Consider the following 26,007-nt stretch of genomic DNA (forward strand, 5'->3'; position numbering starts at 1 on the left):
ATCGCCTTTTTGGTTCCAGGCTCTATCGTACCGCCAGGCGTCGACGCACTTTCGCGAGCATCGCCCTCCCAACAGAAGCCCTGCCCCGGCAGTCGCCATCCGCGCACAGTAAAATGCGCACTCCTTCGTTCTGCTGTACACCATGGATGCCGTCGTCACTGCCGCCCTGCCGGTATTTGCTCTTATCCTGACCGGCTGGCTCGCGGCGCGCTTCAGGGTGCTTGGCCCCGCCGCCACCGACGCCCTTAACCGCTATGTGGCTTATCTGTCTCTGCCGGCCCTGCTGTTTCGGGCCATGGCGCAGGCGGATCTGGCGCAGATGTCCTGGCGATTCATCCTCTCCTTCCTGGGCGGTATCGCAGTTACCTTTGTCGTGACCTGCCTCATATCGCGCGGCCGCGGTGTCCGGCTGACCGATCTCAGCATCCACGGCCTGGCCGCCTCGTATGCGAATGCGGGCTATATGGGCATCCCGCTCTGCTTGGCTCTCTTGGGTCCCGCCAGTCTGGCGCCGGCCATCATCTGCATCCTGATGACTGCATGCGTCCTGTTTGGCGGGGCCATTGCGTTGATCGAACTCGACCAGCATCGCGATCGCGGCCTGGGCTCCACCCTGCTCAAAGTTGCCCGGGCCCTGATACGCAATCCCCTGCTGATCGCTCCGCTGCTGGGCCTCGTCGTGGCGCTATCCGGGCTGACCTTGCCGCTGGGCCTGGATCGCTATGTGGAACTGTTGGGTGCATCCGCCAGCCCTTGCGCACTGGTCACCATCGGTCTGTTCCTGGCGCTGGCCGAGCCGGGCGGCAATCAGGCTGCCGTAGGCAAACTGGTCGCCGGCAAACTGTTGGTGCAACCCACTGTAACGGCTGCACTGGTATTTTGGGTCTTTCCCGCGCCGCCCCTGTGGGCCTGGACCGCCGTGCTCATGGCCGCGCTGCCGATCGGTACCGGTCCTTTCATGCTGGCGCAGCTCTATCGGCGCGATGCGCGCGCCGTATCGCGCGCGATTTTGATTTCCACCGTGCTGTCGGTCATCACGATCTCATTACTGGTGGCTTGGATCAGCCGAGTTCACATGTGATCGTTGCGCACGTCCAGCGCATCGCGCAGCCCGTCTCCGATGAAGTTAAAGCTGGTGACCGCCATCGTAATCATGATGCCCGGCACGATGGCCAGCCATGGCGCGCTGGCCAGATATTGCTGCGCACCGTTGAGCATATTGCCCCAACTTGGCAGCGGTGGCTGAATCCCGTAGCCGAGAAAGCTGACATACGCCTCAAGCAAGATGGCGCGTGCCACGGTGAGCGTCGCCGCCACGATGATGGGCCCCATAACATTGGGCAGAATCTCGCGGAACATGATGTGACCGCCGCTGAGTCCCAGCATCCGCCCCGCCTGCACGAATTCCCGCTCACGCAGAGAACGCACCTCGGCCTCGACGATACGCGCAACTTCCATCCAACTGGTCACGGCGATGATCACCGTAATCATCGTCGGGCTGGGTTTCAATAGCGCAGCGAGCGCCAGCATGAGGAAAATCGAGGGAAACGCCAAAAAGGCATCGACCATCCGCATCAGCGCGGCCCCAAGCCGACCCCCACGATAACCCGCGATCACGCCCACCGCCGTGCCGATAATCGTCGAGAGAACCATCGCCGCAAACCCGACCAGCAGCGAGATTCGTCCGGCCTCCAGCAAGCGCGCGGTCTGATCGCGGCCCAGCGGATCGGTGCCTAGATAATGGTGCCCGGTAAAGGGCGGCGCGAAACGCGCGCGCAGATCAACATAGAGCGAGTCATAAGGCAAAAGCCACGGTCCCACGATGCAGGCCAGTACCAACATCGTGATCATGAAGATGCCCACCAGCGCCAGGCGATGGCGAACGAATCGGCGCACGGTCCGGCTCTGCCACCAGCGACTGCGGTCGGAAGGTGCTGCGATAGTAGTCATGACGGTTTCCTGATCGGGTGGAGGTCAGCCAAGGCGGATACGTGGATCGACCGTCGCCACGATAATGTCGGCAATGAGGTTTCCAAGCAGCGTCAAGATGGCGGAAAGCATCAGGAGCCCCAGGATCACCGGGTAGTCGCTATAACCGAGGCTGTCGAGAAACAACCGCCCCATGCCGGGCCAGGTAAAGACGGTCTCGGTGACCAGCGCTCCCCCGAGAATAGTAGGCAGTTGCATACCTGCCAGTGTGATCATCGGGAGCAAGGCATTACCCACCACATGCTTCATCAGGACACGCCGCTCTGGCACTCCCTTGGCCCGGGCGGTCTTGATGAAATCCTGATTGATCACGTCCAGCGTGGCCGATCGCATGTAGCGGCTCCAGGTCGCGACGTGCACCAGTGACAGCACAAGACTCGGCAAAATCAAGTGATGCAGGTAATTCAGTATCGACTGATCGCCGATCGTGTACATATTGCCTGCGGGCACCCACCCCAGCTTCAACGAAAAGACGTAAATCCCGACCAGACCGAACCAGAACGTCGGAATCGAAAGCGCCACCATGGCACCAATGGTGGCGCCGTAGTCAAAACCCGAGTAGCGGTGCGTCGCGCCGCGGATACCGATCCAGGTACCAATGGCAATGGAAATGGCAGTCGACGTTCCCATCAGCAGCAGCGTCGCAGGCAGATGCCGACCGATGACCTGCAGAACCGGCGTGCCATCGCGATAGGACCGTCCCCAGTCACCCTGCAGCATCTGCCAGGCCCAGTCGAGATATCGCAGGGGCAAGGGTTGGTCCAGGCCCATCTGACGAGTCAGACGTTCTATATCTGCCTGCGTCATACTGGCATCCAGTGCAAATTGCGATAGCGGACCGCCGGGGATCATATTCAATATCGCAAAGCCGATGATCGATACGATCAGCAGCAAAATGATGCTTTGCCACAAACGATTTAGCAGAAATCCGGCCATTCAGCCCCCACGATACATAAGAAATTCCCCCCACGCCGCGCCTGCGGCTTCGCTGCCAAAAAGGGGCAGCGATGCCCTGCCTGAACGCTGTCGAGCTCGGGTAATACCATCACGCTTCGCGGAACCAACCCGCCGCATGCCAGGATTCGGTACGCGTATTGCTATTGCTAGCCGTGCCCTTGATGTCCGACTTCCAGCCACGGACGACGTTCTCCGAAAAGAGCGGCAGAAAGGGCAGATCGGCACGCACCTGCGCCTGGATTTCCTTATAGATTTCGATTCGACGCCTTTGATCGAAAGTGCGCGCCCCCTCTTCCAGCAATTTGTCCACCTGCGGATTGCTGTATTGCGAGGTGTTCGAGCCACGTCCGCCCTTGGCGCGAATCGCGCCGGTATGGAATCGATTGAACACATCGGGATCGGAGCCCACCAAATAATTGATTCCCACCACCACCGAGTCATATTTCGACAGGGTCCAGAAATCGCCCCAGATAACGGCCGCGGGCAAATTCGAGATGGTCATCTCGATGCCAATCTCTTTTAGCGTCTGCTGGACGAACTGCTGCAGTTGCTCGCGCAGATGATTGCCCGCAGTGGTCGAGTTGGTGAATGCAAGCCGCACACCATTCTTGGCGCGGATCCCATCCGAGCCTTTTACCCAGCCCGCATCATCGAGTAGTTTGCGCGCTTTATCGAGACTGAACTCATGCTTGGGCAGATCATGGTTGTAGTAGACCGAGCCGCGCGGCATATAGGATTCGACCGGCTCGGGTAGCCCGTAGTAGAGCGCGTCGATGATTGCTTGCTTGTCAATGGCGGCATAGATGGCCTCGCGTACCGCCAACTCCTTGAATACCGGCCGCTCCAGATTGAGATAGATCTGTTCGACGGTCGGTGCCGGCTGCAGCTCAACCACCCGGTTCTTCAGCGTCTTCGCCTCGGCATAGTTGTCGGGAGTAATGTATTGGCGCCCCACCAGGTCGATGTCACCGCTCTTGAACTGGGTATACAGCACGGTCAGGTCGGGGATGTACTTGAATATCAACTGCTCGATATAAGGGCCTTCGCCATGGTAGTTGGTATTGGCGACCAGCTCGATGTGATCGCCCGCGACGCGGCGGCCCCATTTGAACGCACCGGTACCGATGGGCGCCTGATTAAAGGCAGCGGTGTTCTTGTCAGCCTCGGGCTCCAGAATATGCTTGGGAACGATGAAAGTCTCTGTCAGGAAGGACATGTACGGCGCAAAGGGCTCTTTCATCTTCCAGGTCAGCTCGGTCGGCGAGACGACGGTAATGTCGTGCACGAGATTGTGTCCCGCGGTGCGCCAACTGCGAAACTTCGGATCGACGATGAGCTCAAGCGTGAACTTCACATCCTCGGCCGTCATCGGCTTGCCATCATGCCATTTCACGTCGTCACGCAGCTTCACACGCCATTCCAGGCCATCGGCGGACAGCCCGCCATTTTCCTGGCTGGGAACTTCCGTGGCGAGATTGGGCACGACCGAGCCATCCGGCATCGTTCGAAACAGTGCGTCAAAAACCGAGAAATGCAGACCGTCATCGACTTCGATTTTCAGCATCAACGGGTTGAACACGGTCGGCTCCTGCGACAGGCCGACAATGACCCGCCCCGCGGGCGCGGCTGGCGGCGTCTGGGCAAAAGCAGGTTTACCCAGCAGATGAAAACCGAACATGCCCGTCGCACCAGCAAGACCCATCAGCTTCAATGCGGAACGGCGGCTTTTCGAGGTGATTGTGTCAGTCATTGGATGATCTCCGTGATACGACATTGTTAGAACTGCGGTCTCCAGGGCCCGGGCTCTGCTAGCCTGGTTCCTGGCCCGGAATGGCGGCAACCAACTCGCGGGTATAGGCGGACTGCGGATCGAGGAAGATCTGCGACGGTGGCCCCACCTCGACGACTCTGCCCTTTTGCATCACGACGATCTCGTCGCAAATCTGGCTGGCGACCCGTAGATCGTGGGTAATGAAGACCATCGATACACCCGTCTCGCGCTGCACTTGGTCCAGCAGCATCAGTATTTGCGCCTGAATCGACACATCGAGCGCCGAGACGGACTCATCAGCGACCAATAGCTTGGGCTTGAACATCAGCGCGCGAGCGATACCAATACGTTGACGCTGCCCGCCCGAGAACTCATGCGGATAACGTCCGAAAGCCCCGGCATCGAGGCCCACGTGCGACAGGAGCGCCTTCGCTTGTTCGCGTGCCTGAGAGGCAGGTATGCCATGCGCAATCGGACCAACGGTCAAGATATGCGCGATTGTCGAACGCGGATTGAGCGAAGCAAACGGATCCTGGAAGATCATCTGGATCTTTGGACGCAGGGCTCGGAACGCGTTCTCTTTCATCGTGGCGATATCCGTGCCCTCAAAGAGGATGCGGCCGCTGTCGCTGTCCATCAACTTGATCAGCAGTCGCCCGAGCGAGGACTTTCCCGAACCGCTCTCCCCCACGACGCCAAGCGTACGGCCAGGTTTCAGTTCAAAGGAAACATCATCGACCGCCTTGACGGTTCGCGCACTACGCAACAGACGGCTGCCGCTGCGATAAGTCTTGACCAGATTCTCGACCTGCAGGATCGGTGTCGCAGACGTCTCGGGCAGAACGCGGTTGGTGCTGGTCAGACGAGGTACGGCCGCGATCAGGCGCTTGGTATAGGGGTGTGCCGGGGTCGTCAGCACCCTGCCGGCGGGTCCCTGCTCGACGATCTTGCCCTTTTCCATCACCACCACACTGTCGGCGATCTCCGCGACCACGCCAAAGTCATGGGTGATGAACATAACGCTCATCCCCTTGCGACGTTGGATATCGCGAATCAGATTGAGGATCTGTGCCTGCGTCGTTACGTCGAGCGCCGTCGTCGGCTCGTCCGCGATCAGGATAGTGGGCTCCAATGCCAGCGCAATCGCGATCATCACCCGTTGTCGTTGGCCCCCCGACAGGCGAAACGGATATTGGTGATACAGCAGCGCAGGATCCGGTAGACCGACCTCGGTCAAAAGCTGGAGGGCGCGGTCTTTACGGCTATCCGCCGTGCCGACATTGTGGGCCAGCAACGCTTCGGTGATTTGGTCTCCCACCGTCATCAAGGGATTCAGGGCCGAAAGCGGATCCTGAAAGATCATGGAAACCACCCGGCCACGCAAATCGCGCAGCTGTTCGGGTCCGGCGCCGATGATCTCAGTATCGTCCAGCCGGATCGAGCCTTCCGTGACACGGATCACTTTGGGCAGCAGACCCATGATCGCATTGGCCGTCACCGATTTTCCGGAGCCCGACTCCCCGATGATGCAGAGAATCTGCCCCTTCAACAAATCGAATGAAATTCCGTTGACGGCATGGGCGCGCTCCATGCCAACCGGCAGACTGACTGTCAGATTGCGCACCGAGAGCATCGCCGCGGCGGCTACCGTATTGCTTGCCGGTATAGAAGCCACAAATCCCCCTGCCGTGTAGTAATAGTGATGGCGTTCGACTGAAAATTTAGTATATATTGAAAATTATTGAAGATATCTTCACTATTTTGCTTGATACGCTTTTCCTGTCAATAGGGGATTTCGATGCCAGCACACGGGGAAAATAAGGATCGGCGTGTCGCCGACTCTCCCTCGGAAACCGCCGAATTTCACGTGGGCGCCACGCTTCGGACGTTGCGCAAGCAAAAGGGACTGTCACTCGAGAGGCTTGCGCAAGCCTCGGGCGTTTCAATGGGAATGATCAGTCAGGTAGAACGCGGTATCGCTAATCCCTCAATGCGGCTTCTGACCTCGCTGCGGCGAGCGCTGAACATCTCGATGCAGGAATTATTCGGTGAAGCCAGAGGCGAGATACCCGAGACCGGCGAGCCCTCTTTTGTACGCCGTCGTGCGCAGCGCCCGGTCATCGACCTAGGGATGCTGCACAAAGAGCTTCTAACACCGCCGGACCGGCACCAGCACCTGCAGATCATGATCCTGAGATTGGAGCCCGGCGGCACATCCGGCGGCCACGCCCTCAGTTATCCGGCAGAGAAAGGCGGGCTCGTCCTGTCCGGCAAGGTGACTCTGAGTGTCGATGATGAGGCCTCCGAACTGGAGACCGGCGACAGCTTCGTTTTTGACAGTAACCGACCGCATTCCCTGCGCAATATCGGCGACGTCCCGACCGAGATCCTGTGGATCATTGGCGCGGTGCAGTTCGACCGCTACCTCTAGCCCCTATCCCCACATAAGGAGATTCTCCATGCAACAGCCCCCCATTGCCGAAAAGAGTACCCCCTACTGGTGGGAAGCCGCGCCGGTGCGACCACTGCCGACACAGCCGCTCGCGAAACAAGCGGATGTCGTCATCGTCGGCGCGGGCTACGCCGGACTGACGGCCGGGTTGACCCTTGCGCGAGCGGGCCGTGCCGTTGTGGTGCTGGATAAGATGAATCCTGGCGAGGGCGCTTCGTCGCGTAATGGCGGCATCACCAGCGGCAATATCCGGCTGGGCTATGCCGAGTTAGTACGAAAGTACGGCGAAGCACGTGCCGTCGCTATTGAAGCCGAAGGCAAGGCGGCACGCGAATTCATTTATGACTTTATCCGTACCGAAGGCCTGGACTGCGATTTCAACCTGACCGGCCGCTTCTATGGCGCCATCGGCAAAGCGCAATACGAGACAATGGCCCGCGGCGCCGAAAAACTGCAAAAAACACTTGGAATCGAGTCCTATGCAGTCCCACATGCCGAACAACGCCAGCACGTCGGCACCGACTACTATCGCGGTGGCTCGGTCCGCATGGATATCGGTGGATTGCATCCTGGGAAATACCATGCCGAGATCCTGCGCATTACGCTGGCCGCAGGCGTCACCGTGCATTCCGATACGGCGGTCAAGTCCATCACCAACGAAGGCGAGGGCTTTCGAGTCGAGACCTCGGCAGGCACGATCATGGGCCGTCAAGTGCTGATCTGCACCAATGGCTATACCGATGGCGCCAATCCTTGGCTGCGCCGCCGACTGGTGCCGATACGCAGCCGCATCATCGCAACCGAGGAATTGCCCTCCGAACTGATGGCCAAGCTGATGCCGCGCAGGATGATGTGCGGCGAAGGCAAGGTTCTCGGCTATTATTACCGCCCTTCACCGGACGGCAAGCGTATCCTGCTGGGCGGGCGCGACGCCTCGCAAAGCGGTGATCCGGCGGCGCCGACTGTCATGCTCCGGGACGGACTGATCAACCTTTTTCCTGAACTCGCGGACGTGAAAATCAGCCATAGTTGGTTCGGCAATGTGGCCATGCATCGCGACATGCTGCCTCGAATCTTCGAGCACAATGGCCTGACCTACGCGACGGGTTTTTGCGGCTCGGGCGTCGTCTGGGCGCCCTGGATTGGCAGTCGTGCAGCGCACAAGCTACTAGGCGACGACCAGCGCAAGTCAGCGTTCGATTTCCGTCCGATGCCCTTCATCCCGCTCTATGCAGGTAAGCCGTACTTTATGCCCGCGCTCATCCAGCTCTATCGCCTGCAGGACCGCATCGCGCTCGCCCGCGCCAACCGCTGACCCCTTTCTGTCCCCCGGGCCTCGCACACGTTCGGCGGCGTCGTTTTTACAAGGTGTTCGATGACTTTTCTCATGCTGTCCTACCCCGAACGCGTCGAGGTCTTTCGCCGCGCTTTTGCCCATGATCTGCCCGACGTCCCCTTCGCCAGCGATGCGACGCAGGTCGACCCACAGTCGGTCCGCTATCTGATGACCTGGGCCTTCCCTGACAATCTGGCTGAGCGCTACCCGAACCTCGAAATTATTTTTTCAGTCGGGGCGGGCATCGATCAGGTCGATCGAACGTCGATCCCGCCGCAGGCAAAACTAGTCCGCATGATCGAAAGCGGCCTGACCAGCCTGATGCGGGACTATGTCGTGATGAGCGTCCTGGCGCTACATCGGCGCCTGCCGGCCTATCTCGAACTGCAGCGGCGCCACGAATGGGTCAATCTTGAATTCACGTGGGCAGATCAACGCCGTGTCTCGGTTCTGGGTCTGGGTGAACTCGGGCGGGCCTCGCTCGACGCGCTCAAACCTTTCGGCTTCCAGTTGGCGGGCTGGAGCCGTAGCCCAAAAAATGTCGAGGGCATCCGTTCATACCACGGTCCCGAAGGACTGAGAACGATGCTCGCCGAGACCGATATCCTGATCTGCTTGCTGCCGCTGACCCAGGAAACTCGCCACATCCTGAATGCCGAGCTCTTTTCGCAATTGCCGCGAGGCGCCTCACTCGTCCAGGTCGGCCGCGGAGGACACATGGATCAGGAGGCACTACTGGCCGCACTGGATACGGGGCATTTGGAAGCTGCCTTCGTCGACGTCACCGATCCCGAGCCGCTACCCGCCGATCACCCGCTCTGGTCGCATCCGAAAGTCATCCTGACGCCGCATGTGGCCGCCCACACTCGCCCCGACACCGCAGCCGAAGCAACCATCGCCAACATGCGTCTCATCCTTGCAGGCAAGGAACCGAACGGGCTCGTCGATCCTCAACGCGGGTACTGAGCTGCTAACCGCCTAACACCTGCATCATGTTGCTGCCCGCCGCCATTTTCATCGCCACACTGATCCTGGTCATTTGGCAACCTCGAGGCCTGAACATCGGCTGGAGTGCGTTGGCTGGCGCTATCGTGGCGCTGCTAACAGGTGTCGTCCAACTCAACGACGTCGTCGCAGTCTGGCACATCGTATGGAACGCCACCGCCACCTTTATCGCCATCATCATCACCAGCATCATTCTCGACGCCGCGGGCTTCTTTAAATGGGCCGCCCTGCACGTGGCTCGCTGGGGCGGCGGACGCGGCCACTGGCTCTTTGCGCTGATTGTGTTGCTGGGTGCCGCGGTGTCCGCCCTGTTTGCCAACGACGGCGCCGCGCTGATTCTGACACCTATCGTGATGGAAATGCTGTTGGCGCTGGGCTTTGGCCTGAGCGCCACCCTCGCCTTTGTCATGGCCGCCGGCTTTATTGCTGACACCGCTAGCACACCGCTCATCGTTTCCAATCTGGTCAACATCGTATCGGCCGATTTTTTTGACATCGGCTTTGGCCGCTACGCGTCGGTGATGATGCCTGTCAATATTGTCGCCGTCGTCGCATCGCTGGGGGTGCTGCTGGCGGTCTTTCATAAGCAGATCCCCTCGCGTTACAACGTCGCACAACTACAGCCCCCACGCTCGGCGATACGGGACCACACCACCTTCCAGGTCGGCATGGCGATATTGATACTGCTGCTGGCGGGATTTTTCATTCTGGAACCCCTGGGCATACCGATCAGCGCCATTGCGGCGACGGGTGCATTGGTATTACTGCTCGTCGCGGGCCAACAGCACATCGTCGGCACGCGCCGCATTATGCGCGAGGCTCCCTGGCACATCGTCGTATTTTCGCTCGGCATGTACCTCGTCGTGTACGGTCTGCGCAATGCCGGCCTGACGGCTTATCTGACCCGGCTGCTGGACTACTTTGGCGACCAGGGCCTCTGGACCGCTACGCTTGGCACCGGTGTGGTGACGGCCTTCTTGGCGTCCGTACTGAATAACCTGCCCGCCGTGCTCGTCGGCGCACTCGCCATCGCCGATACCAGCACCACCGGTGTCATCCGGGACGCCATGATCTATGCCAACGTCATCGGGACCGACCTGGGACCCAAGATCACTCCCATCGGCAGCCTGGCTACCTTATTGTGGCTGCACGTGCTGGCCCGCAAGGGGCTGCGTATCACCTGGGGCTATTATTTCAAGATAGGCATCGTGCTGACCTTGCCGGTGCTGCTGGTCACATTAGCGGCACTGGCGATACGTTTGCAGTAATAACCAAGATAACAACTAGCGTATCTGACATCATCCCTGCTATGGTTGCCTACATTTGATAGCCCGGGAGCCCGAAATGTACTGGTTAGTAGGCCGATACTCCACATTACTGCTGGTGTTGCTCGGCGCTGTTGTCACCCTGACGCTGGCCTTGTCCAGCTCTATTGGCTGGTATTGGGCGGCCGTGCCGCTGACCTTGCTGACGCTGCTGGGGATCTATGACCTGATTCAGCCGCGCCACGCCATCCGGCGCAACTATCCCGTCCTGGGTAATTTGCGCTTTCTGTTTGAATTCATCCGTCCAGAAATTCGCCAGTACTTTCTCGAGGACGACACGCATGCGGCGCCATTCTCCCGCGCACAGCGATCCATCGTGTATCAGCGCGCCAAACAGGACATCGACAAACGCCCCTTTGGCACTCAGGAGGATGTTTACGGTGACCGCTACGAGTGGATCAACCACTCCATGGCGCCCAGCCAGATTGCCGAGCCCAACTTTCGCGTCAGCGTGGGCGGCCCGGACTGCCTGCAACCCTATGCGATGTCGGCCTTCAATATCTCGGCCATGAGCTTTGGCGCACTCTCGGCCAATGCCATCCTCGCGCTGAACGAAGGTGCGCGCCAGGGTAATTTTGCTCACGACACTGGCGAAGGCGGCATCAGCCGCTATCACCGGCAACCCGGTGGCGCACTCGTATGGAATATCGGCTCGGGCTATTTCGGATGTCGTGACGAAAGCGGCGCCTTTTCCGAAGAAGCCTTTGTCCGTAACGCCTGTACTCCACAGGTGAAAATGATCGAAATCAAGTTGTCGCAAGGCGCCAAGCCCGGTCATGGCGGAATCTTGCCCGGCGCGAAAGTCACGCACGAGATCGCCGAGGCGCGCGGGGTTGCCGCCTGGCAAGACTGCAACTCACCCTCCAGTCACAGCGCCTTTGACTCGCCTATCGGCCTCATGCATTTCGTAGCGCGACTGCGCAGGCTATCCGAAGGCAAGCCCGTCGGGTTCAAGCTGTGCGTGGGACACCCCTGGGAATGGTTTGCCATCGTCAAAGCCATGCTAGAGACCGGCATCACGCCCGATTTCGTCGTGGTCGATGGCGCCGAAGGCGGCACCGGCGCCGCGCCTATCGAATTCGTCGACCACGTCGGCACCCCGCTGCGCGAAGCCCTGCGCCTCGTGCATAACACCCTGGTCGGCGTGAACCTGCGCGATCGCATCCGCATCGGTGCCTCGGGGAAAATCATCACGGCCTTTGATATGGCCCGAGTGATGGCCATGGGAGCCGACTGGTGCAACGCCGCTCGCGGCTTCATGTTTGCCGTCGGCTGCATCCAGGCGCAAGCCTGCCACACGGGCAAATGCCCCACAGGCGTCACCACCCAGGATCCCGTACGACAGCGTGCCCTCGTCGTCCCGGACAAAGCCCAGCGCGTCGCAAACTTTCATCGCAACAGCCTGCACGCTCTGGCCGAACTGCTGCAAGCAGCCGGGTTGACCCACCCCAACCAATTGCGGCCGCATCACATCGCACGCCGCGTCTCGTCCAGCGAAGTCCGGCTGCTCTCCGCCCTCTTTCCCGAGCTCGAGCCCGGCGAGCTGTTGCGCGGCGAATTCCGGCACACCCTGTTCCGGGTAGGCTGGCCCATGGCGCGTGCGGACTCGTTCCAGCCGGTACAGGACCTCACGACGGCGCTGGCCGCCGTTCACCTGGCCCAGACACACGCGACGACCGCACCGACGCCAGCCGAGGAATTAGCGGGCAACACAAACGGCGCTACCGCACCCGTGCCCGGCCAATAAACCGCACCTATAGGTGTTTGCATCCAAATAAAAGATCATGCTAGAATTTCGTTCTTGCCCGGGCACGCCTAGGCATACCGCCAAAAAGGCGATTTCGTAGGAATACGTAGTCATCATTTTGTGCGAGGCGCATTAGCTCAGCCGGTTAGAGCGACGGAATCATAATCCGCAGGTCCCCTGTTCGAATCAGGGATGCGCCACCAGAGAATTCAAGGGCCTCCACGTAAGTGGGGGCTTTTTTCATTGGGGCGTTTTAGACGTTTTATTAGACAGTGTCTAATATCCAGTAGGCCATACAGTACTCAAAGACTTATCAATCAATAAGGGCCATGGCCCCGATTTCCGGTCCGTATATACTGTTTATTCATACAGTTAATTGAACCACTCCTCGCATGACCGGATACCAGTTTGACCTCCTCGCCCGCCTGCTGGGCGTCCCCTCGCCCGCCCGCGCAGCCGCCCGCGCCGTACTGATCGACGGCATGGAAGCAGCCGCCGCCACTCAGTTGCAAGGCTGCGCGACCAGTGAGCTTGACCAGGCTATGGCTGAAATACTGGCCGCTGAGGTCGAAATCCGCAGTGCCTTTGTGCTGCATGGCCCCAACGAGTTCCGCGTCACCGTCGGGCATCACGACACCCACCGGATGCCCGGTGCAATGTCTTTGGCCATGGATCAGGTCGTGCGCTTAGTCGCCCACTCGACCGAACGATGGATTCCCGTTCAAATCATGACGGTGCCAGACCAGGTGGGAGGCTACTACGAGGGCATCATCGTCGAACAGCTCGTGAAGGCCAGTCGTTTCCAGGTGGGTGACCGCGTGCGTTTCGGCGAAGACCAGGTACTTACGACGGACACAGAGAATCGGCCTGGCATTCCTGGACGGCCTCACCGACGTTTTCAGGGACGCCGCACGGCCCGATAGCGAGGTGGTGAGACATGCCAAATTGCACCGCCTGCCGGACTCACCGTTATGGCCGCCCGCTCGAAATCTCGGAATGGAGGTACGTCGCGCCACCGGAATGCCCAGACGTCGTGCCGCCTCATGACTGCCTACCGACCCCGCGAGCCTGACCGCTTCAGCCTTGAATTTCTCTGTGTACTACCTCTTGGGCACACTACTGTCTTTCATTTCGATTCTCCGTACTTTCAAAGTTAACAACTTTTTGATGTACGTGAAATCTAGGCAGGGTCACGTTGATTGGAGGTTGGGGATAAGCGGCGCGATTAAGCGTTGCCTACTTGGTGACTCGATCTTCAGCTGAACGGCCAGAGTAAACGCAGATCGCCGAATCAAATCCGTTGAATGCGACTGCGTATCTGAAGTCACAAAATAAAGCCGGATTCTTCGTCCCTATGGTGTCGCCCTTTTGACACTGAGTTCCCAGGCTTTCGACTAGTGTGTCCTGATTCTTCCCAAGGCATGCCTTACCCGTCTGAATATCTGAGTCTGAAGACTCGCAGCCTGCCAAAGCCAAAGGGACTAACGCGAGAGCAATCAGTTTACTCAACATCAATTCACCTGAAATCGAAAACCGACATTCTAACCAGCAAAGACTATCTGGCTGGCCCGCATGATTTGAGCACGCTGAGCAACGTCCAGAGTGACCTGCTGCCGCGTGCGTTTGAAGCGTTGGATGCAAGCTGGCGTTCCTATTCCTTACCGCCAAATGGAACTGCATTTGAGAATAGTGCTGCCCGATTACGTAGTGCCGCGGCACTACGCGACAGCAGCATCGCAGAAAGCGTCTGCATCGCGCGGCAAAACATCAGGACAAACCCTGATATTTCCGATCATTGAAAAATAGAAAAAAGGCTAAGAGCCGCATAAACTCTGTCCATAATTGTACACAATCAATATTTCAATCTAACGTGCTATTAACAATACAACCATTGACACAACGAAAAATGACGCTTAACGTGCATCACATCGCGATCTATGTGGAGTCCTCAAATGTCTGAACAGATACTTGCTGTCCCCGGCCCCTTGTGCCGAGATTTGAAGCAACGCCGCGATGCGGTTGTCGCGCGCGGCGTGGCTAATGGCGCACCGATATTTGCGGCGCACGCCAGCGGCTGCGAGGTGGTGGATGTCGACGGCAATCGATTCATCGATTTTGCTGGGGGCATCGGCACCTTGAATGTAGGGCATGCCCATCCTGAAGTCGTGCAGGCCGTTAAACAGCAGGCTGATCGCTTTCTGCACACGTGCTTCAACATCGTTATGTATCCCGAATACATCGAGCTGTGCGAACGCCTGGTCGACATCGTTCCTGGTGCTTGGCCCAAAAAAGCAATGCTGCAAAGCACGGGCTCCGAAGCCGTGGAAAATGCAATCAAGATTGCGCGTAAAGCGACCGGTCGACCTGCCGTCGTGGCGTTCGAGCATGCGTTTCATGGCCGCACCTTGATGGCGCTCTCACTCACGGCCAAAGGGCCGGCATACAAAGCCGGTTTCGGCCCGTTTGCACCCGAGGTCTATCGGGTCCCTTTCCCGACGACCTACCGCAGCCCCTTTGCCAGTGAGGCCGAGTGCGTGGAGGCTGCTTTCGCCGCTTTCAAACATACCTTGGATACCGAAGTCACGCCTGGTCAAGTCGCTGCCGTGATCATTGAACCAGTGCAAGGCGAGGGAGGCTTCAACGTAGTACCGAAGGTGTTCTTTGCCCGCTTGCGCGACTATTGCACACAGCACGGCATCGTCCTCATCGCCGACGAAATCCAATCAGGCTTTTGCCGCACTGGAAAATGGTTTGCGACAGAGCACTATGGCATCGAGGCTGATATCTACACCCTGGCAAAATCCATGGGTGGCGGTATGCCGATCGCCGCAGTGGTGGGGCGTGCCGACTTGATCGACGCCCCGATTGTTGGCGGACTAGGCGGCACCTATGGTGGGAACCCGTTGGCATGCGCTGCGGCGTTGGCCACCATCAATATCATGCAGCGTGAAGATTACGCGACGCGCGGTGCACGCATCGGCGATCAGGTCCGTCAGCGGTTCCTGCAGTGGCAATCGCGCTTTGACATAGTGGGCGACGTGCGTGGCCTGGGCGCTATGGTGGCGATGGATATCGTCAGTGATCGCGACTCCAAGGCTGCTGACGGTGCAACGACAGCAAAAATCGTGGACGCAGCGTATCGCCGCGGGCTTCTGCTCGTCAAAGCCGGATACAGCGGCAACATCATCCGCTTCCTCGGGCCGTTGTCCTCGGGTGCCGATGACATTGATCGCGGTCTAGACATTCTGGGCGACGCTATCGCCGAGGTGGTCGGCCACCCTGAACATCTCACCGCCTGAGCCCACGATGCACACCTTATTGAAACTCCCGAACGCGCGCAAAGTCGTCACGCAACTCGGCCAAGTCAAGCCCGGCATGGAAGTGCTGGTGCTATATGACTACTACACGACGCACAACGTCGAGCCCCTTGCGATCGCTTTGCAGGAGGCGGGCGCGCGGGCGCATCTGCTTCAGATCGCCGGCAGCACGCATCACGGCACACAGTTCTCCGAGACCGTGGCCCAGGCCATGCGCGCATCGAATCTCGTCATTGCACTGACCCGAGCCAATGCCGCACACACCGAGGCGCGCCAGCAGGCAACGCGCAACGGAGTGGGCGTGATTGTGTTGCCCGAGTCCGACGCGGCCGATTTCTTCGTCGCAGCAGGCTGGAACGCGGATTTCGACGCTTTGCGTATCGAAATCGAAGGTCTGGCCGATGCCTTCACTCAAGCCAGCCAGGCACGAGTGACGTCTGCCGCTGGCACTGATGTCACCATGAGCGTGCTCGGGCGACGTGGTCGCGCACTGCATGGCTTTGCCAACACCATCGATATTTCGGCAGGCTATTGCCTGGAGTCCAGCTTGGCCCCGGTGGAGGGAACGGCCAACGGCATCATCGTAGTCAATGCCAGTATTCCAGGCGTGGGGGTCGTGCGCGACGAGCCTGTACGCATCGAAATGAAAGACGGCATGGCGGTGTCTATCACCGGCGGCGATTTGGCCGAAAAATTCAGTCGCCTCCTGGCGAGCTTTAACGATCCCAACGTCTACAACCTCGGCGAACTAGGCGTGGGCATGAACCCATGCTGCAGCATTGATGGCACGATGCTCTCAGACGAAAGCGTCTACGGCGCGATTCAGCTCGCTTTGGGAACAAGCGTCTACATCGGCGGTACCGTCAAAGCAGCCGCGCACTACGACACCATAGTGACCGACGCCACGCTCGAGCTCGACGGACGGGCTGTGCTGGTGGGCACCAAGCTCACGCTGGGAGATTGAGCATGAGTATCCGCGTCACCCACGAAAACGGCGTGCATACCGTCATCATGGATCGGCCTGCCAAGCGCAACGCCTTCACCATGGAGATGTACCGCAACTTCGGTGCTGCCGTGGCATTGCTGGACGCCGACGATGACGTTCGTTGCATCGTAGTGCGAGGGGAAGGCGGTGCATTCTGCGCGGGGAGCGACATAGGGGGCTTCGATACCAGTCGCTCGAATATCGAGCAGGCCCGCGAGTACGCGCGTTTCACATTAGATATGACCAACACCCTGAAAAACACGCGGCATCCCACTGTGGCTTGCATTGAGGGTCCATGCGTGGGTGGAGGACTGGAAATTGCATTGAATTGCGACGTGCGCATTGCCGCTCGAAGTGCGCGATTCGGCCTGCCCATCAATCGAATCGGTTTGTGTGTCGATCACGAGGAGCTGGCCGACTTGATTGGCGTGGTCGGTCACACCGTCGCGCTGGAAGCACTCTTGCAGGGTCATATCTTTGGTGCGGACGAGGCACTGCAAAAGGGATTTGTCACGCGCCTGGCCGACGATGCCCGTGTCCTTGATGACGCCTACGAGGTGGCCACGCGCATCGCAGAAGGTGCGCCGCTGGTCAATCGCTGGCACAAAAAGTTCGTGCGGCGTCTGCGCTCCGGTCTGCCTCTTACATCAGCCGAGCGTGATGAAGCCTACGCGTGCTTTGACACTCAGGACTATCGCAACGGCACTCTGGCGTTCGCCAACAAACAACGTCCCGTTTTCGAAGGCCGCTAGGCTCATAAGGATAAAAGCATGGACACCCAAAAAACACCTCTACATGGTTTGAAAATTCTGGATGTCTCGCAAATCATGGCGGGGCCGTACTGCACCATGGTGCTTGCCGACCTGGGCGCCGACGTCATCAAGGTCGAGAAAGCAGGCACCGGAGACGACTCGCGCGAGATGGGGCCTTACATCAATGGTGAGTCGACCTGCTTTGCGCAGATCAACCGCAACAAGCGGGGCATCGCGCTCAATCTGAAAGATCCGGAGGCACGCGAGGTGTTCTACGAGCTGGCCAAATGGGCAGACGTGTTCGTCGAGAACTACCGCGTTGGCGTGACCAAGTCACTGGGTATCGATTACGAGACCCTCAGTGCTTTGAATCCCCGTCTGGTGTATTGCTCTATATCCGGCTTCGGACAGACCGGGCCTTACTACAAGAAAGGTGGCTTCGATCTGGTGGCGCAAGGCATGAGCGGCATTATGTCGATGACAGGCGAGAAAGACGGGCGGCCGCTAAAGTCGGGCATTGCGATCTACGATGTGGGCGCTGGCCTGACGGCGACCTACGCCATTCTCGCCGCCTGCATGCATCAGCAACGTACTGGCGAGGGCCAGTTCCTGGATATTTCCCTGGCCGAATGCGGGCTGCCTTGGTTCGTGTGGGAAGCGGCGGCGTATTTCGCAGACGGTACGGTGGCTCAAGCTACGGGCAGTCGCCATCGCGTTTCAGCCCCCTACCAGGCGGTCAACACCGCAGATGGCTACATCATGATTGGCGCAGCCAATCAGCGCACGTGGGAGAAGCTCTGCGTCACCGTGCTTGATCGCCCCGATCTGATCACCGACCCACGTTTCGTGACCAACTCCGATCGGCTCACGAACGTCGACGCGCTCGAAGCGATTCTGGAGGCAGCTTTTTCATCGGCCAATGCCACAACGTGGATCGATCGCTGCGAGGCTGCCGGTGTGCCCTGCGGCCCGGTCAACGATTTCGGGCAGGCAATGAAAGACCCGCATTACCTCGCGCGAGACATGATCGTTTCGGTCGACCATCCTACGATCGGCCCCATGAATACGATTGGTATTCCGACGAAATTCTCGGCCACCCCGGGGCAGATTCGCAAGGCGGCACCCACTTTTGGGCAAGACACCGACGCCGTGCTGCAGGCGTTCGGGGTAGATTCGGAACGGATTGCAGCGATGCGCGCTCGAGGTGTCGTGCAGTAAATCTGAACGACCTGGGCGATATCAACGACGTCACATGACGAAAACAAGGGGAAGTCACCATGAGCCAGATCATTAATACCGGACGCAGGCAATTCACATTGGCCAGTGTCGCCGCAGGTGCTGCAAGCGTGTTGCCCTTTTGGGCCCGCGCGCAGGCTGGTACGCCCAAGGGCGAACCCATCAGAATCGGCGCCTTAACGTCCATGACGGGCACCGGGGGGGTGTATGGCCCGGGAATGCTTCAGGCAATGCGCCTAGCCGTGGACGAAGTGAACGCTGCCGGCGGCGCAGGCGGGCGCCCACTGCAACTATTCAACGAAGACGATCAGACGCGTCCCGATGCTGCCGTACTAGCGGCTCGTAAACTCGTCGACATCTCAAAAGTTGATCTGATTGCGGGCGTTTGGTCCTCATCGGTGGCGCTCGCGATTCTGCCGATTACCAATGGCGCTGGCATCATGATGCTCAACACCTGCGGATCGCCCGATCTGAAAACCGAAGACAAGCTTGATCTGGTATGGCAGTACCAGGCGGCCAATGATGTGTTCGGCAAGGCGTTTGCCCAGATTGCCCGGCAGCGCGGGTTCAAGAACCCGGCTGTGATGGCGTTTAACAACTCGACCTTCGTGGGACAGGCCAATTATTTTCGCAAGTCCTGGGAAGAAGGCGGCGGCAAAGTGGTGGCCCACGTCGTCTACGAGCCTAACCAAACCACGTACCGGACGGAGCTTGGCCGGGTCCTCGCGTCCAAACCTGACGTCATCGCACTGAGCTCGTATACGCCAGACGCCACCATCATCCTCAAGGAGTGGTATCAGAACGGCCAGCCCTGCAAATTCATCATGCCAGGGTGGTCTGCCAACGAGAATCTGATCAAGGCGCTTGGCGCCGAGGCGACCGAAGGAATCATTGCTGTGTCCAACGTGGCTGCCACTAATCACCCAACGTTCCAGCACTTTGATGCCGCATTCCGGAAATTGACCGGACGCGAGTCCGACGTGTTTGCTGCCGAGTGTTACGACATGATCATCAGCTATGCGCTAGCAGTCGAAGCAGCGGGCCCCAACGCTGATCTGAAAAAAATCAACACCAAGATGCGCACGGTCAGCAATGCGCCGGGGACGAAGGTCACCAGCTTCTCGCAAGGGCGTGACCTGCTACGCAAGGGCGAGAAGGTCGATTATGACGGCGCGTCGTCAACGCTGGAGTTTGGTCCCGCGGGAGATGCAGTGCCCGACTTTGGTGTGTTCGAGATTCTGGGCGGCAAGCTGGTCGCCAAGGAAGTCATTTCCGGCACGATCTGAGCCGAATCAGGAGACCGCCATGGATTGGCTTTCGATAGTAAATGCGGGAATCAACGGCACCGTGCTCGGCCTGCTGTTGGCCCTGCCGGCACTGGCGGTGACGCTGGTGTTCGGCATAGCTCGATTCCCGAACGTGGCAACCGGCGACTATATGACGTTGGGTGCCTACGCCGCAGTGGCAGCACAGACCTTTGGCGGTCTGTCGCTGGCGGCCAGCGGCGTGTTCGCGTCGCTAACCGTCGGCGTCGTGTCGTTGTTCTTTTATTTCTGGGTGTTTCGTGTTTTGGCCAAGCGACCACTCGTCAGTCGATTGATTGCGTCGATTGGGGTGGCGTTTGCCGTGCGCAGCACCATCACATTCTTTGCGGGACATTATCAGTACAACATCGAGGCGCCACTGGTCCGGGCATGGAACTTCAACGGCATCCGCATCCTGCCTACCGATGCCTATATCGCAGTGACTGCAATCGCGGCGCTAGCGCTGGTGTTCATGCTGATGCGCTTCACGCCCATGGGTCGTCGCATGCGTGCCGTCGCAGACAATCCCGAGCTGGCAAGTGCAAGCGGCATCAACGCGAGGCGGGTGATGGTGCTGCTGTGGGCCATCGTCGGCATTTTTTGCGGGTTGGGCGGGTTTTTGCTGGGCGTCAAGGCGGTAGTAATCCCTGAGCTCGGTTTCGAACTGCTGTTGACGATCTTCGCTGCGGTCATTCTGGGGGGTATCGGCACGCCCGTCGGTGCGGTGGTCGGCATCCTCGTGTTCGGTATTTCTCAGGAAATCGGATCACTGTATGTCGGGCCCGCCTACAAAATCGTGATGGCGTTTCTAGTTCTGCTGTGCGTGCTGTTGCTGCGTCCTCAGGGCATCTTTGGTCGAATTCAGGCTGCGAGGTAAGCATCATGGAAGGCTATATCGTCACGATTTCAATCACCATCCTGATCTATATGCTGCTGGCGGGCGGGTTATCGCTACAGTATGGGTTTACGGGTCTGATCAACTTTGGACACGTCGGGTTTTTCGCTATCGGCGCTTATACGTCGGCGTTGCTGGCCATGCAAGGTGTGCCGATTCTGATCTGCATGGTGGCGGCTACTGCTTTCGCAGCGGTGTTCGCGTTTCCACTGGGAATGATCGCACTGCGGCTTCGGGGAGACTATCTGGCAATCGTTACGTTGGGGTTCTCTGAATCCGTTCGAATGATGCTACAGAAGGAGGAATGGCTCACGCATGGCGTGCATGGCATACCAGGCATTCCGCGTTTGTTCGGTAATGGCCCGTCGGCAGACCTCTGGATTCTGGCGACGTTGGTCATCGTCAACATCATCGTGTTCGCAGGCATCAAGGGCATCATCAAAAGCCCCTTTGGCCGGGTGATCGGCGCCATACGCGATAACGAGGTAGCCGTGCGCGCACTGGGCAAAGATCCCGCGCGATTCAAGACCCGATCACTTGCGATTGGCGCGGCACTGGCGGGGCTTGCGGGTGCGTTCCAGGCGCACTACCTAACCTTCATCAGTCCCGAGCAGTTCGTACCACTGATTACGTTCTATGTCTGGATGGCCATCATCATGGGAGGCGTAAACCGCCTGAGCGGTGTCGTCGTGGGGACGGTCATGCTGGTCGGCTTTCTGGAAGGCTCGCGCTTTCTGCGAGAAATCTTTCCAGGCGTCTCAGAAGTGCAACTGTCTAGCGTTCGCTTCTGGATCATTGGCATGGCGTTGATCTGCACCATGCTGTATCGCCCCGAAGGGCTGTTCGGCGAACGTAAAACGGTGAAGAAATGACAGCGCTACTTTCTGTGTCGAATATCGGAGCAGGCTTTGGCAATTTCAAAGTGCTTGAAGGCGTATCGTTGACCTTGCCGCAGGGCGGACTGGTGGGCTTGATCGGCACGAATGGTGCAGGAAAAAGCACGCTGTTCTCGACTATCTCAGGCTATATCGCCCCCCTGAAAGGCAGCGTCACCTTCGCGGGTGAAGACATTACCCAGCTGGCGGTGGAGAAGCGCGTGCAACGTGGCCTGGCCCGTACATTCCAAGTGCCGCGCGAATTCTCTCAACTAACTGTCTTTGACAACTTGATGGCGGCCGCACCTGCACAAGCGGGCGAAAAGCTCAGCGCGCTGGTATTCGCACGTGGCCGCGTAGCACGTCAAGAGAAAGAGACAGGTGAGAAGGCGCGTCAGTTGCTCTCCTTTCTGAATCTGGAGCGTGTGGCCGACGAGCGTGCCGGGCGCCTGTCGGGTGGACAGAAAAAGCTGTTGGAATTGGGGCGGCTTTTGATGCTTGATCCTAAGGCCATCATGCTCGACGAGCCCTTCGCAGGTGTCAACCCTGTACTGATCGGCGAGTTATCTGAACGCATCGTCGCCCTAAATGCACGTGGTATGTCGATTCTGATTATCGAACACAACCTGGACGAACTCTCGCGTATCGTGCCCAAGATGTATGCGATGGATCGTGGTCGAGTGATTGCAGAAGGCACACCCAACGAAGTCTTGGCTAACGCCGGGGTACGTGAAGCTTACATGGGAGGCGTGGTATGACAGTGCTGACGTTGCAGGGCGTCTCAGGCGGATACGGCGAAGTCGACATCGTGACGGAAATCGATATGCACGTGCAGACGCGCGAGATCGTCACCATCGCCGGGACCAATGGCGCAGGCAAGTCGACCTTGATAAAGGCGATCATGGGTTTGTTGCCTCGCGTGTCGGGAAAAATCCTGTTCGAGGGTCAGGATCTGCTGCGATTGCCCATCGAGGCGCGGGTCAAACATGGCGTAGCGTATGTGCCGCAGGTGCATAACGTATTTGGTGCGTTGACCGTTCTGGAAAATCTCCAGGTGGTCGAGCATGTCAAAAAGCCCGCTCAGCGCATCCGCGATATGTTCGAGATCTTTCCTGCGCTCGCAGAGCGCCGCCGTACGGCGGCTGAGAACCTGTCGGGCGGAGAACGGCAACAGCTTGCTTTCGCGCGAGCGTTGATGGGATCGCCACGTTTGATGCTGCTTGACGAGCCATCGGCAGCGCTGTCGCCGGCGCTGACCGACCAGGTGTTTGCCGCCACACGTCGCCTGCCCGAGCTGGGCGTGGCGGTACTGATGGTCGAACAGCGGGCACGCCAGGCGCTCGCGTTCAGCGATCGAGGTTACATCCTGGACACCGGGCGAATCATGCTGACCGATACCGGTGCAAATCTTTTAGCCAACGAGAAAATGGCCGACCTTTATCTCGGGCGTGCCAAGCACGATGCCCGCAACGACACCGGAGCACCGCAATGATTGCAATCACACAACCGCCGGCCGCCGTGAGGCGCCCCGCGCCAGATGCCATTGCTCGGCTGACGATGGCGCAGGGCCTGCGCAAACTAGACTCTGGCGAGCTGTCTGCGCTCGCCTGGACCGAGGCTTGCCTGGCACGCATCGATGCGCGCAACGATGCCGTTCACGCATGGGTTCACGTCGCAGCAAACCAGGCGCTGGCTCGCGCGAGAAACGTGGACCGTGAGGGGCGGCGCAATATGTTCGATGGCGTACCGCTTGGCATCAAAGACACAATCGATACCGCTGATATGCCGACAGAGTGGGGAGAGCCTGAAATTTTTCATGGTCACAAACCTGAGCTCGATGCACCCGTCGTGACCATGGCCCGTGCATTGGGCTTTAACCTGCTAGGCAAAAACACCGTGTCGCGCCACGCGATCATGCTGCCGGGGCCATGCCGCAACCCGCATGACCTGACGCGCTCGCCGGCGGCATCATCTGCCGGTTCAGCGGCTGCCGTCGCCGACTTCATGACGCCGATCTCGATTGGTACCCAGACCGCGGGATCCATTTTGCGGCCATCGACGTTTTGCGGCGCCGTAGGTTTCAAACCGACGCTGGATGCCATTCCTTATCACGGCATACGGCGATATTCGCGCCCGTTGGACGTGATCGGACCGATTTGCCGCTCGGTCGAGGACGCAACGATGTTCATGCGTGGATTTATGTCCGATCCGCGATTCGATTCGGATGCGCCACTGCGTCGGGATTTCACTGTCGGCGTATGGCGCACCCGTCATTGGGACGAGGCACAACCTTGCGTGCAGACATTGTTCGATTCGAATCTGAGCGCGCTCGGACAGGCCGGTGCACGCATCGTCGAGTTGAATCCGCCAGCGCTATTCGAAACCATGGGTGACGCGCAGGACGTCATCATGGCCTACGACCTGGCACGTGAGTACGCAGCCATCAAACGCGATTACGCCGCGCTTTGCGACCCGGAATTGTTGGCCTATCTGGCATTGGGGGAAACCTATTGCGCTCAGGACTATGCCGCAGCCCTGGACGCAGCAGACACGTGTCGCCTTGCCTTCCACGATCTGATGCGAGGTGTAGACGTGCTCGCTATGCCCGCAACGCTGGACGAAGCGCCGGATGCGAGCTCGACCGGCAGTTCGGCATTCATCCGCATCTGGTCGCTCCTTCACAATCCTGCGGTGACGTTGCCCGTCGCTCGTGGACCGAATGGCTTGCCCTTGGGATTGCAATTGGTAGGCAACCTGAAGGAAGACGCACGGCTGCTTTATTTCGCGCGCTGCGTGGAAGACATTCTGGGCAACCAGGCGCACAGCGACTGATTTCAGACGCAGGCTTGATGACATGCAGTATTGCATACAATACAGTGTGCAATACTGCTTCATCTGATTCAAAAAGATCTTAATTCATGACCGCTAAATCCGCCAAAAAAACGACGTCGGCTAAGAAGTTAACTACCGCAGATATCGTTGCAGAGTTACGCCAAAAGATCGCCACCCAGATCTTGCTACCGGGAGCGCACATCCCGGAAGAAGAAATCGCGCTGACCTATGACATCCCGCGCGCCAAAGCCCGAGAAGCCCTGGCCACGCTAGAAGATCGGGGTTTGATTGTGCGCATTCCCAACAAGGGTGCGGTGATTGCGGCAGTCGATATGGCGTCCACCTATCATTTGTACGAGATTCGCGAAGTGCTCGATGGGTTGGCCGTTCGACTGGCTACACAAAACACGACGGCCGATCAATGGCGCGACATCGAGGCCCAGTTTGGCGAACCTTTCGAGGCCAGCCTGAAGAATGGCGACATCGACAGTCACATCGCGACGATCGAAGCATTTCGACGCCGCATCAAGGAGGCGGCCAATAATCCGGTATTAAGCGACATGATCGATCGCCTGCACGACCGAACGGCGGTGACCATCCGGCGCGTCGCGCTTTTGCCTGGGCGTGCCCAGGAAGGCGTCAAGCAATACCGGGCCATCGTGTCGGCCATTGTGCAGGGTGACGCAGACAAAGCCGAAGCATGCGCACGGATACTCAATCGCAGTGCGCGTGAATACATCGAACGCTACAAGAATTTTGTGTTTTAAAAGCGCAGCATGCGCTTTGCCGGATTCGAAAAAGCATTGATGAAAATCATGAAAGCTGGGGCCACGCTGAAAGCCTGGGCCAAGCGCATCAAGCGAGATGGGGTGACGCTATGGTTCGCAGTAAAGAGCCCGCGAACACCTTGGTACGCGAAAGCGCTTGGGCTGTTCGTGGTGGGCTACGCCCTTAGCCCCATTGATCTCATTCCCGATTTCATCCCGGTTTTAGGCTATGTTGATGACGTGCTCTTACTGCCTGTCCTAATCTGGCTAGCGATCTGGCTATTACCCTCAGATGTCCTTGCGGAATCTAGAAAATTGGCAGACCGGTGGATACACGACAAGGGTTCCAAGCCGCGTAGCATAGTAGGCGGCGCAGTGATCATCGCACTATGGCTGGCCATCGGTGCCGCACTATGGTTCTGGCTTGGAGAAAATTGACGGTGTGCGCTCCTCCGGGATGAG

24 protein-coding genes and 1 tRNA gene are annotated in these 26,007 nt (G+C 58.8%); 21 read left to right on the forward strand and 4 right to left on the reverse strand.

Annotated features, from left to right (window positions below; genetic code table 11):
- Positions 1 to 142: 142 nt before the first annotated feature.
- Entirely contained in the window at positions 143 to 1,081 is a 939-nt protein-coding gene (locus ACNAZS_RS05135; RefSeq protein ID WP_415786785.1) for an AEC family transporter, read from the forward strand.
- Here ACNAZS_RS05135 and ACNAZS_RS05140 read toward each other — a convergent pair.
- The 4 genes from ACNAZS_RS05140 to ACNAZS_RS05155 all read right to left on the reverse strand — a co-directional run bounded on the left by ACNAZS_RS05140 (position 1,072) and on the right by ACNAZS_RS05155 (position 6,350).
- Positions 1,072 to 1,950 (reverse strand): ABC transporter permease, encoded by an 879-nt coding sequence (locus ACNAZS_RS05140; RefSeq protein WP_415786787.1) that lies wholly within the window; start codon positions 1,948 to 1,950, stop codon positions 1,072 to 1,074. The genes ACNAZS_RS05135 and ACNAZS_RS05140 overlap by 10 nt on opposite strands.
- A 24-nt stretch (positions 1,951 to 1,974) precedes the next feature.
- Positions 1,975 to 2,925 carry an ABC transporter permease gene (locus ACNAZS_RS05145; RefSeq protein WP_415786789.1) on the reverse strand — a complete coding sequence of 317 codons (951 nt, stop codon included), beginning with the start codon at positions 2,923 to 2,925 and terminating at the stop codon, positions 1,975 to 1,977.
- Between the two features lie 109 nt (positions 2,926 to 3,034).
- Complete coding sequence (locus ACNAZS_RS05150; protein WP_415786791.1) at positions 3,035 to 4,696, reverse strand: peptide ABC transporter substrate-binding protein; 1,662 nt, start codon at positions 4,694 to 4,696, stop codon at positions 3,035 to 3,037.
- Positions 4,697 to 4,754: 58 nt separating this feature from the next.
- Positions 4,755 to 6,350 carry an ABC transporter ATP-binding protein gene (locus ACNAZS_RS05155; RefSeq protein WP_415787083.1) on the reverse strand — a complete coding sequence of 532 codons (1,596 nt, stop codon included), beginning with the start codon at positions 6,348 to 6,350 and terminating at the stop codon, positions 4,755 to 4,757.
- Positions 6,351 to 6,515: 165 nt separating this feature from the next.
- Here ACNAZS_RS05155 and ACNAZS_RS05160 point away from each other — a divergent pair, with 165 nt between their 5' ends.
- The 20 genes from ACNAZS_RS05160 to ACNAZS_RS05255 all read left to right on the forward strand — a co-directional run bounded on the left by ACNAZS_RS05160 (position 6,516) and on the right by ACNAZS_RS05255 (position 25,983).
- Positions 6,516 to 7,148 carry a cupin domain-containing protein gene (locus ACNAZS_RS05160; RefSeq protein ID WP_415786793.1) on the forward strand — a complete coding sequence of 211 codons (633 nt, stop codon included), beginning with the start codon at positions 6,516 to 6,518 and terminating at the stop codon, positions 7,146 to 7,148.
- Positions 7,149 to 7,176: 28 nt separating this feature from the next.
- Complete coding sequence (locus ACNAZS_RS05165; protein WP_415786795.1) at positions 7,177 to 8,484, forward strand: NAD(P)/FAD-dependent oxidoreductase; 1,308 nt, start codon at positions 7,177 to 7,179, stop codon at positions 8,482 to 8,484.
- Positions 8,485 to 8,544: 60 nt separating this feature from the next.
- On the forward strand, positions 8,545 to 9,471 hold the full coding sequence (locus ACNAZS_RS05170) for a 2-hydroxyacid dehydrogenase (protein WP_415786797.1): 927 nt from the start codon (positions 8,545 to 8,547) through the stop codon (positions 9,469 to 9,471).
- A 26-nt stretch (positions 9,472 to 9,497) separates the two neighbouring features.
- Positions 9,498 to 10,778, forward strand: coding sequence for an arsenic transporter (locus tag ACNAZS_RS05175; protein WP_415786799.1), 1,281 nt, complete (start codon positions 9,498 to 9,500; stop codon positions 10,776 to 10,778).
- A gap of 76 nt (positions 10,779 to 10,854) precedes the next feature.
- The gene (locus ACNAZS_RS05180) at positions 10,855 to 12,582 is read left to right on the forward strand and encodes an FMN-binding glutamate synthase family protein (RefSeq protein ID WP_415786801.1); all 1,728 of its coding nucleotides are present in this window, start codon (positions 10,855 to 10,857) and stop codon (positions 12,580 to 12,582) included.
- Between the two features lie 126 nt (positions 12,583 to 12,708).
- Positions 12,709 to 12,785 (forward strand) — tRNA-Met (locus ACNAZS_RS05185).
- 189 nt (positions 12,786 to 12,974) lie between these two features.
- The gene (locus ACNAZS_RS05190; RefSeq protein ID WP_415786803.1) at positions 12,975 to 13,505 is read left to right on the forward strand and encodes an alpha/beta hydrolase; all 531 of its coding nucleotides are present in this window, start codon (positions 12,975 to 12,977) and stop codon (positions 13,503 to 13,505) included.
- Between the two features lie 498 nt (positions 13,506 to 14,003).
- Complete coding sequence (locus ACNAZS_RS05195; protein WP_415786805.1) at positions 14,004 to 14,381, forward strand: hypothetical protein; 378 nt, start codon at positions 14,004 to 14,006, stop codon at positions 14,379 to 14,381.
- Positions 14,382 to 14,534: 153 nt separating this feature from the next.
- Positions 14,535 to 15,881: a 4-aminobutyrate--2-oxoglutarate transaminase gene (gene gabT, locus ACNAZS_RS05200; protein WP_415786807.1), complete on the forward strand. Its 1,347-nt coding sequence runs from the start codon at positions 14,535 to 14,537 to the stop codon at positions 15,879 to 15,881.
- Positions 15,882 to 15,888: 7 nt separating this feature from the next.
- Entirely contained in the window at positions 15,889 to 16,863 is a 975-nt protein-coding gene (locus ACNAZS_RS05205; protein WP_415786809.1) for an aminopeptidase, read from the forward strand.
- A gap of 2 nt (positions 16,864 to 16,865) precedes the next feature.
- Positions 16,866 to 17,636, forward strand: coding sequence for an enoyl-CoA hydratase/isomerase family protein (locus ACNAZS_RS05210; RefSeq protein ID WP_415786811.1), 771 nt, complete (start codon positions 16,866 to 16,868; stop codon positions 17,634 to 17,636).
- Positions 17,637 to 17,654: 18 nt separating this feature from the next.
- Positions 17,655 to 18,854 (forward strand): CaiB/BaiF CoA transferase family protein, encoded by a 1,200-nt coding sequence (locus tag ACNAZS_RS05215; protein ID WP_415786813.1) that lies wholly within the window; start codon positions 17,655 to 17,657, stop codon positions 18,852 to 18,854.
- A gap of 59 nt (positions 18,855 to 18,913) precedes the next feature.
- Entirely contained in the window at positions 18,914 to 20,158 is a 1,245-nt protein-coding gene (locus ACNAZS_RS05220; RefSeq protein ID WP_415786815.1) for an ABC transporter substrate-binding protein, read from the forward strand.
- 19 nt (positions 20,159 to 20,177) lie between these two features.
- Positions 20,178 to 21,053 (forward strand): branched-chain amino acid ABC transporter permease, encoded by an 876-nt coding sequence (locus ACNAZS_RS05225; RefSeq protein WP_415786817.1) that lies wholly within the window; start codon positions 20,178 to 20,180, stop codon positions 21,051 to 21,053.
- Positions 21,054 to 21,055: 2 nt separating this feature from the next.
- Positions 21,056 to 21,943, forward strand: coding sequence for a branched-chain amino acid ABC transporter permease (locus ACNAZS_RS05230; protein ID WP_415787085.1), 888 nt, complete (start codon positions 21,056 to 21,058; stop codon positions 21,941 to 21,943).
- Positions 21,940 to 22,704: an ABC transporter ATP-binding protein gene (locus ACNAZS_RS05235; RefSeq protein ID WP_415786819.1), complete on the forward strand. Its 765-nt coding sequence runs from the start codon at positions 21,940 to 21,942 to the stop codon at positions 22,702 to 22,704. Before ACNAZS_RS05230 ends, ACNAZS_RS05235 begins: the two co-directional genes overlap by 4 nt.
- Complete coding sequence (locus ACNAZS_RS05240; RefSeq protein ID WP_415786821.1) at positions 22,701 to 23,438, forward strand: ABC transporter ATP-binding protein; 738 nt, start codon at positions 22,701 to 22,703, stop codon at positions 23,436 to 23,438. The genes ACNAZS_RS05235 and ACNAZS_RS05240 overlap by 4 nt, the downstream gene beginning before the upstream one ends.
- The gene (locus ACNAZS_RS05245; RefSeq protein ID WP_415786823.1) at positions 23,435 to 24,778 is read left to right on the forward strand and encodes an amidase; all 1,344 of its coding nucleotides are present in this window, start codon (positions 23,435 to 23,437) and stop codon (positions 24,776 to 24,778) included. Before ACNAZS_RS05240 ends, ACNAZS_RS05245 begins: the two co-directional genes overlap by 4 nt.
- 86 nt (positions 24,779 to 24,864) lie before the next feature.
- Positions 24,865 to 25,545 (forward strand): GntR family transcriptional regulator, encoded by a 681-nt coding sequence (locus ACNAZS_RS05250; RefSeq protein WP_415786825.1) that lies wholly within the window; start codon positions 24,865 to 24,867, stop codon positions 25,543 to 25,545.
- 48 nt (positions 25,546 to 25,593) lie between these two features.
- Positions 25,594 to 25,983 (forward strand): YkvA family protein, encoded by a 390-nt coding sequence (locus ACNAZS_RS05255; RefSeq protein ID WP_415787087.1) that lies wholly within the window; start codon positions 25,594 to 25,596, stop codon positions 25,981 to 25,983.
- The last annotated feature ends 24 nt before the right edge of the window (positions 25,984 to 26,007 follow it).

The sequence above is a fragment of the Bordetella tumulicola genome (assembly GCF_965138755.1).
Lineage (GTDB): Bacteria > Pseudomonadota > Gammaproteobacteria > Burkholderiales > Burkholderiaceae_B > Bordetella_A > Bordetella_A tumulicola.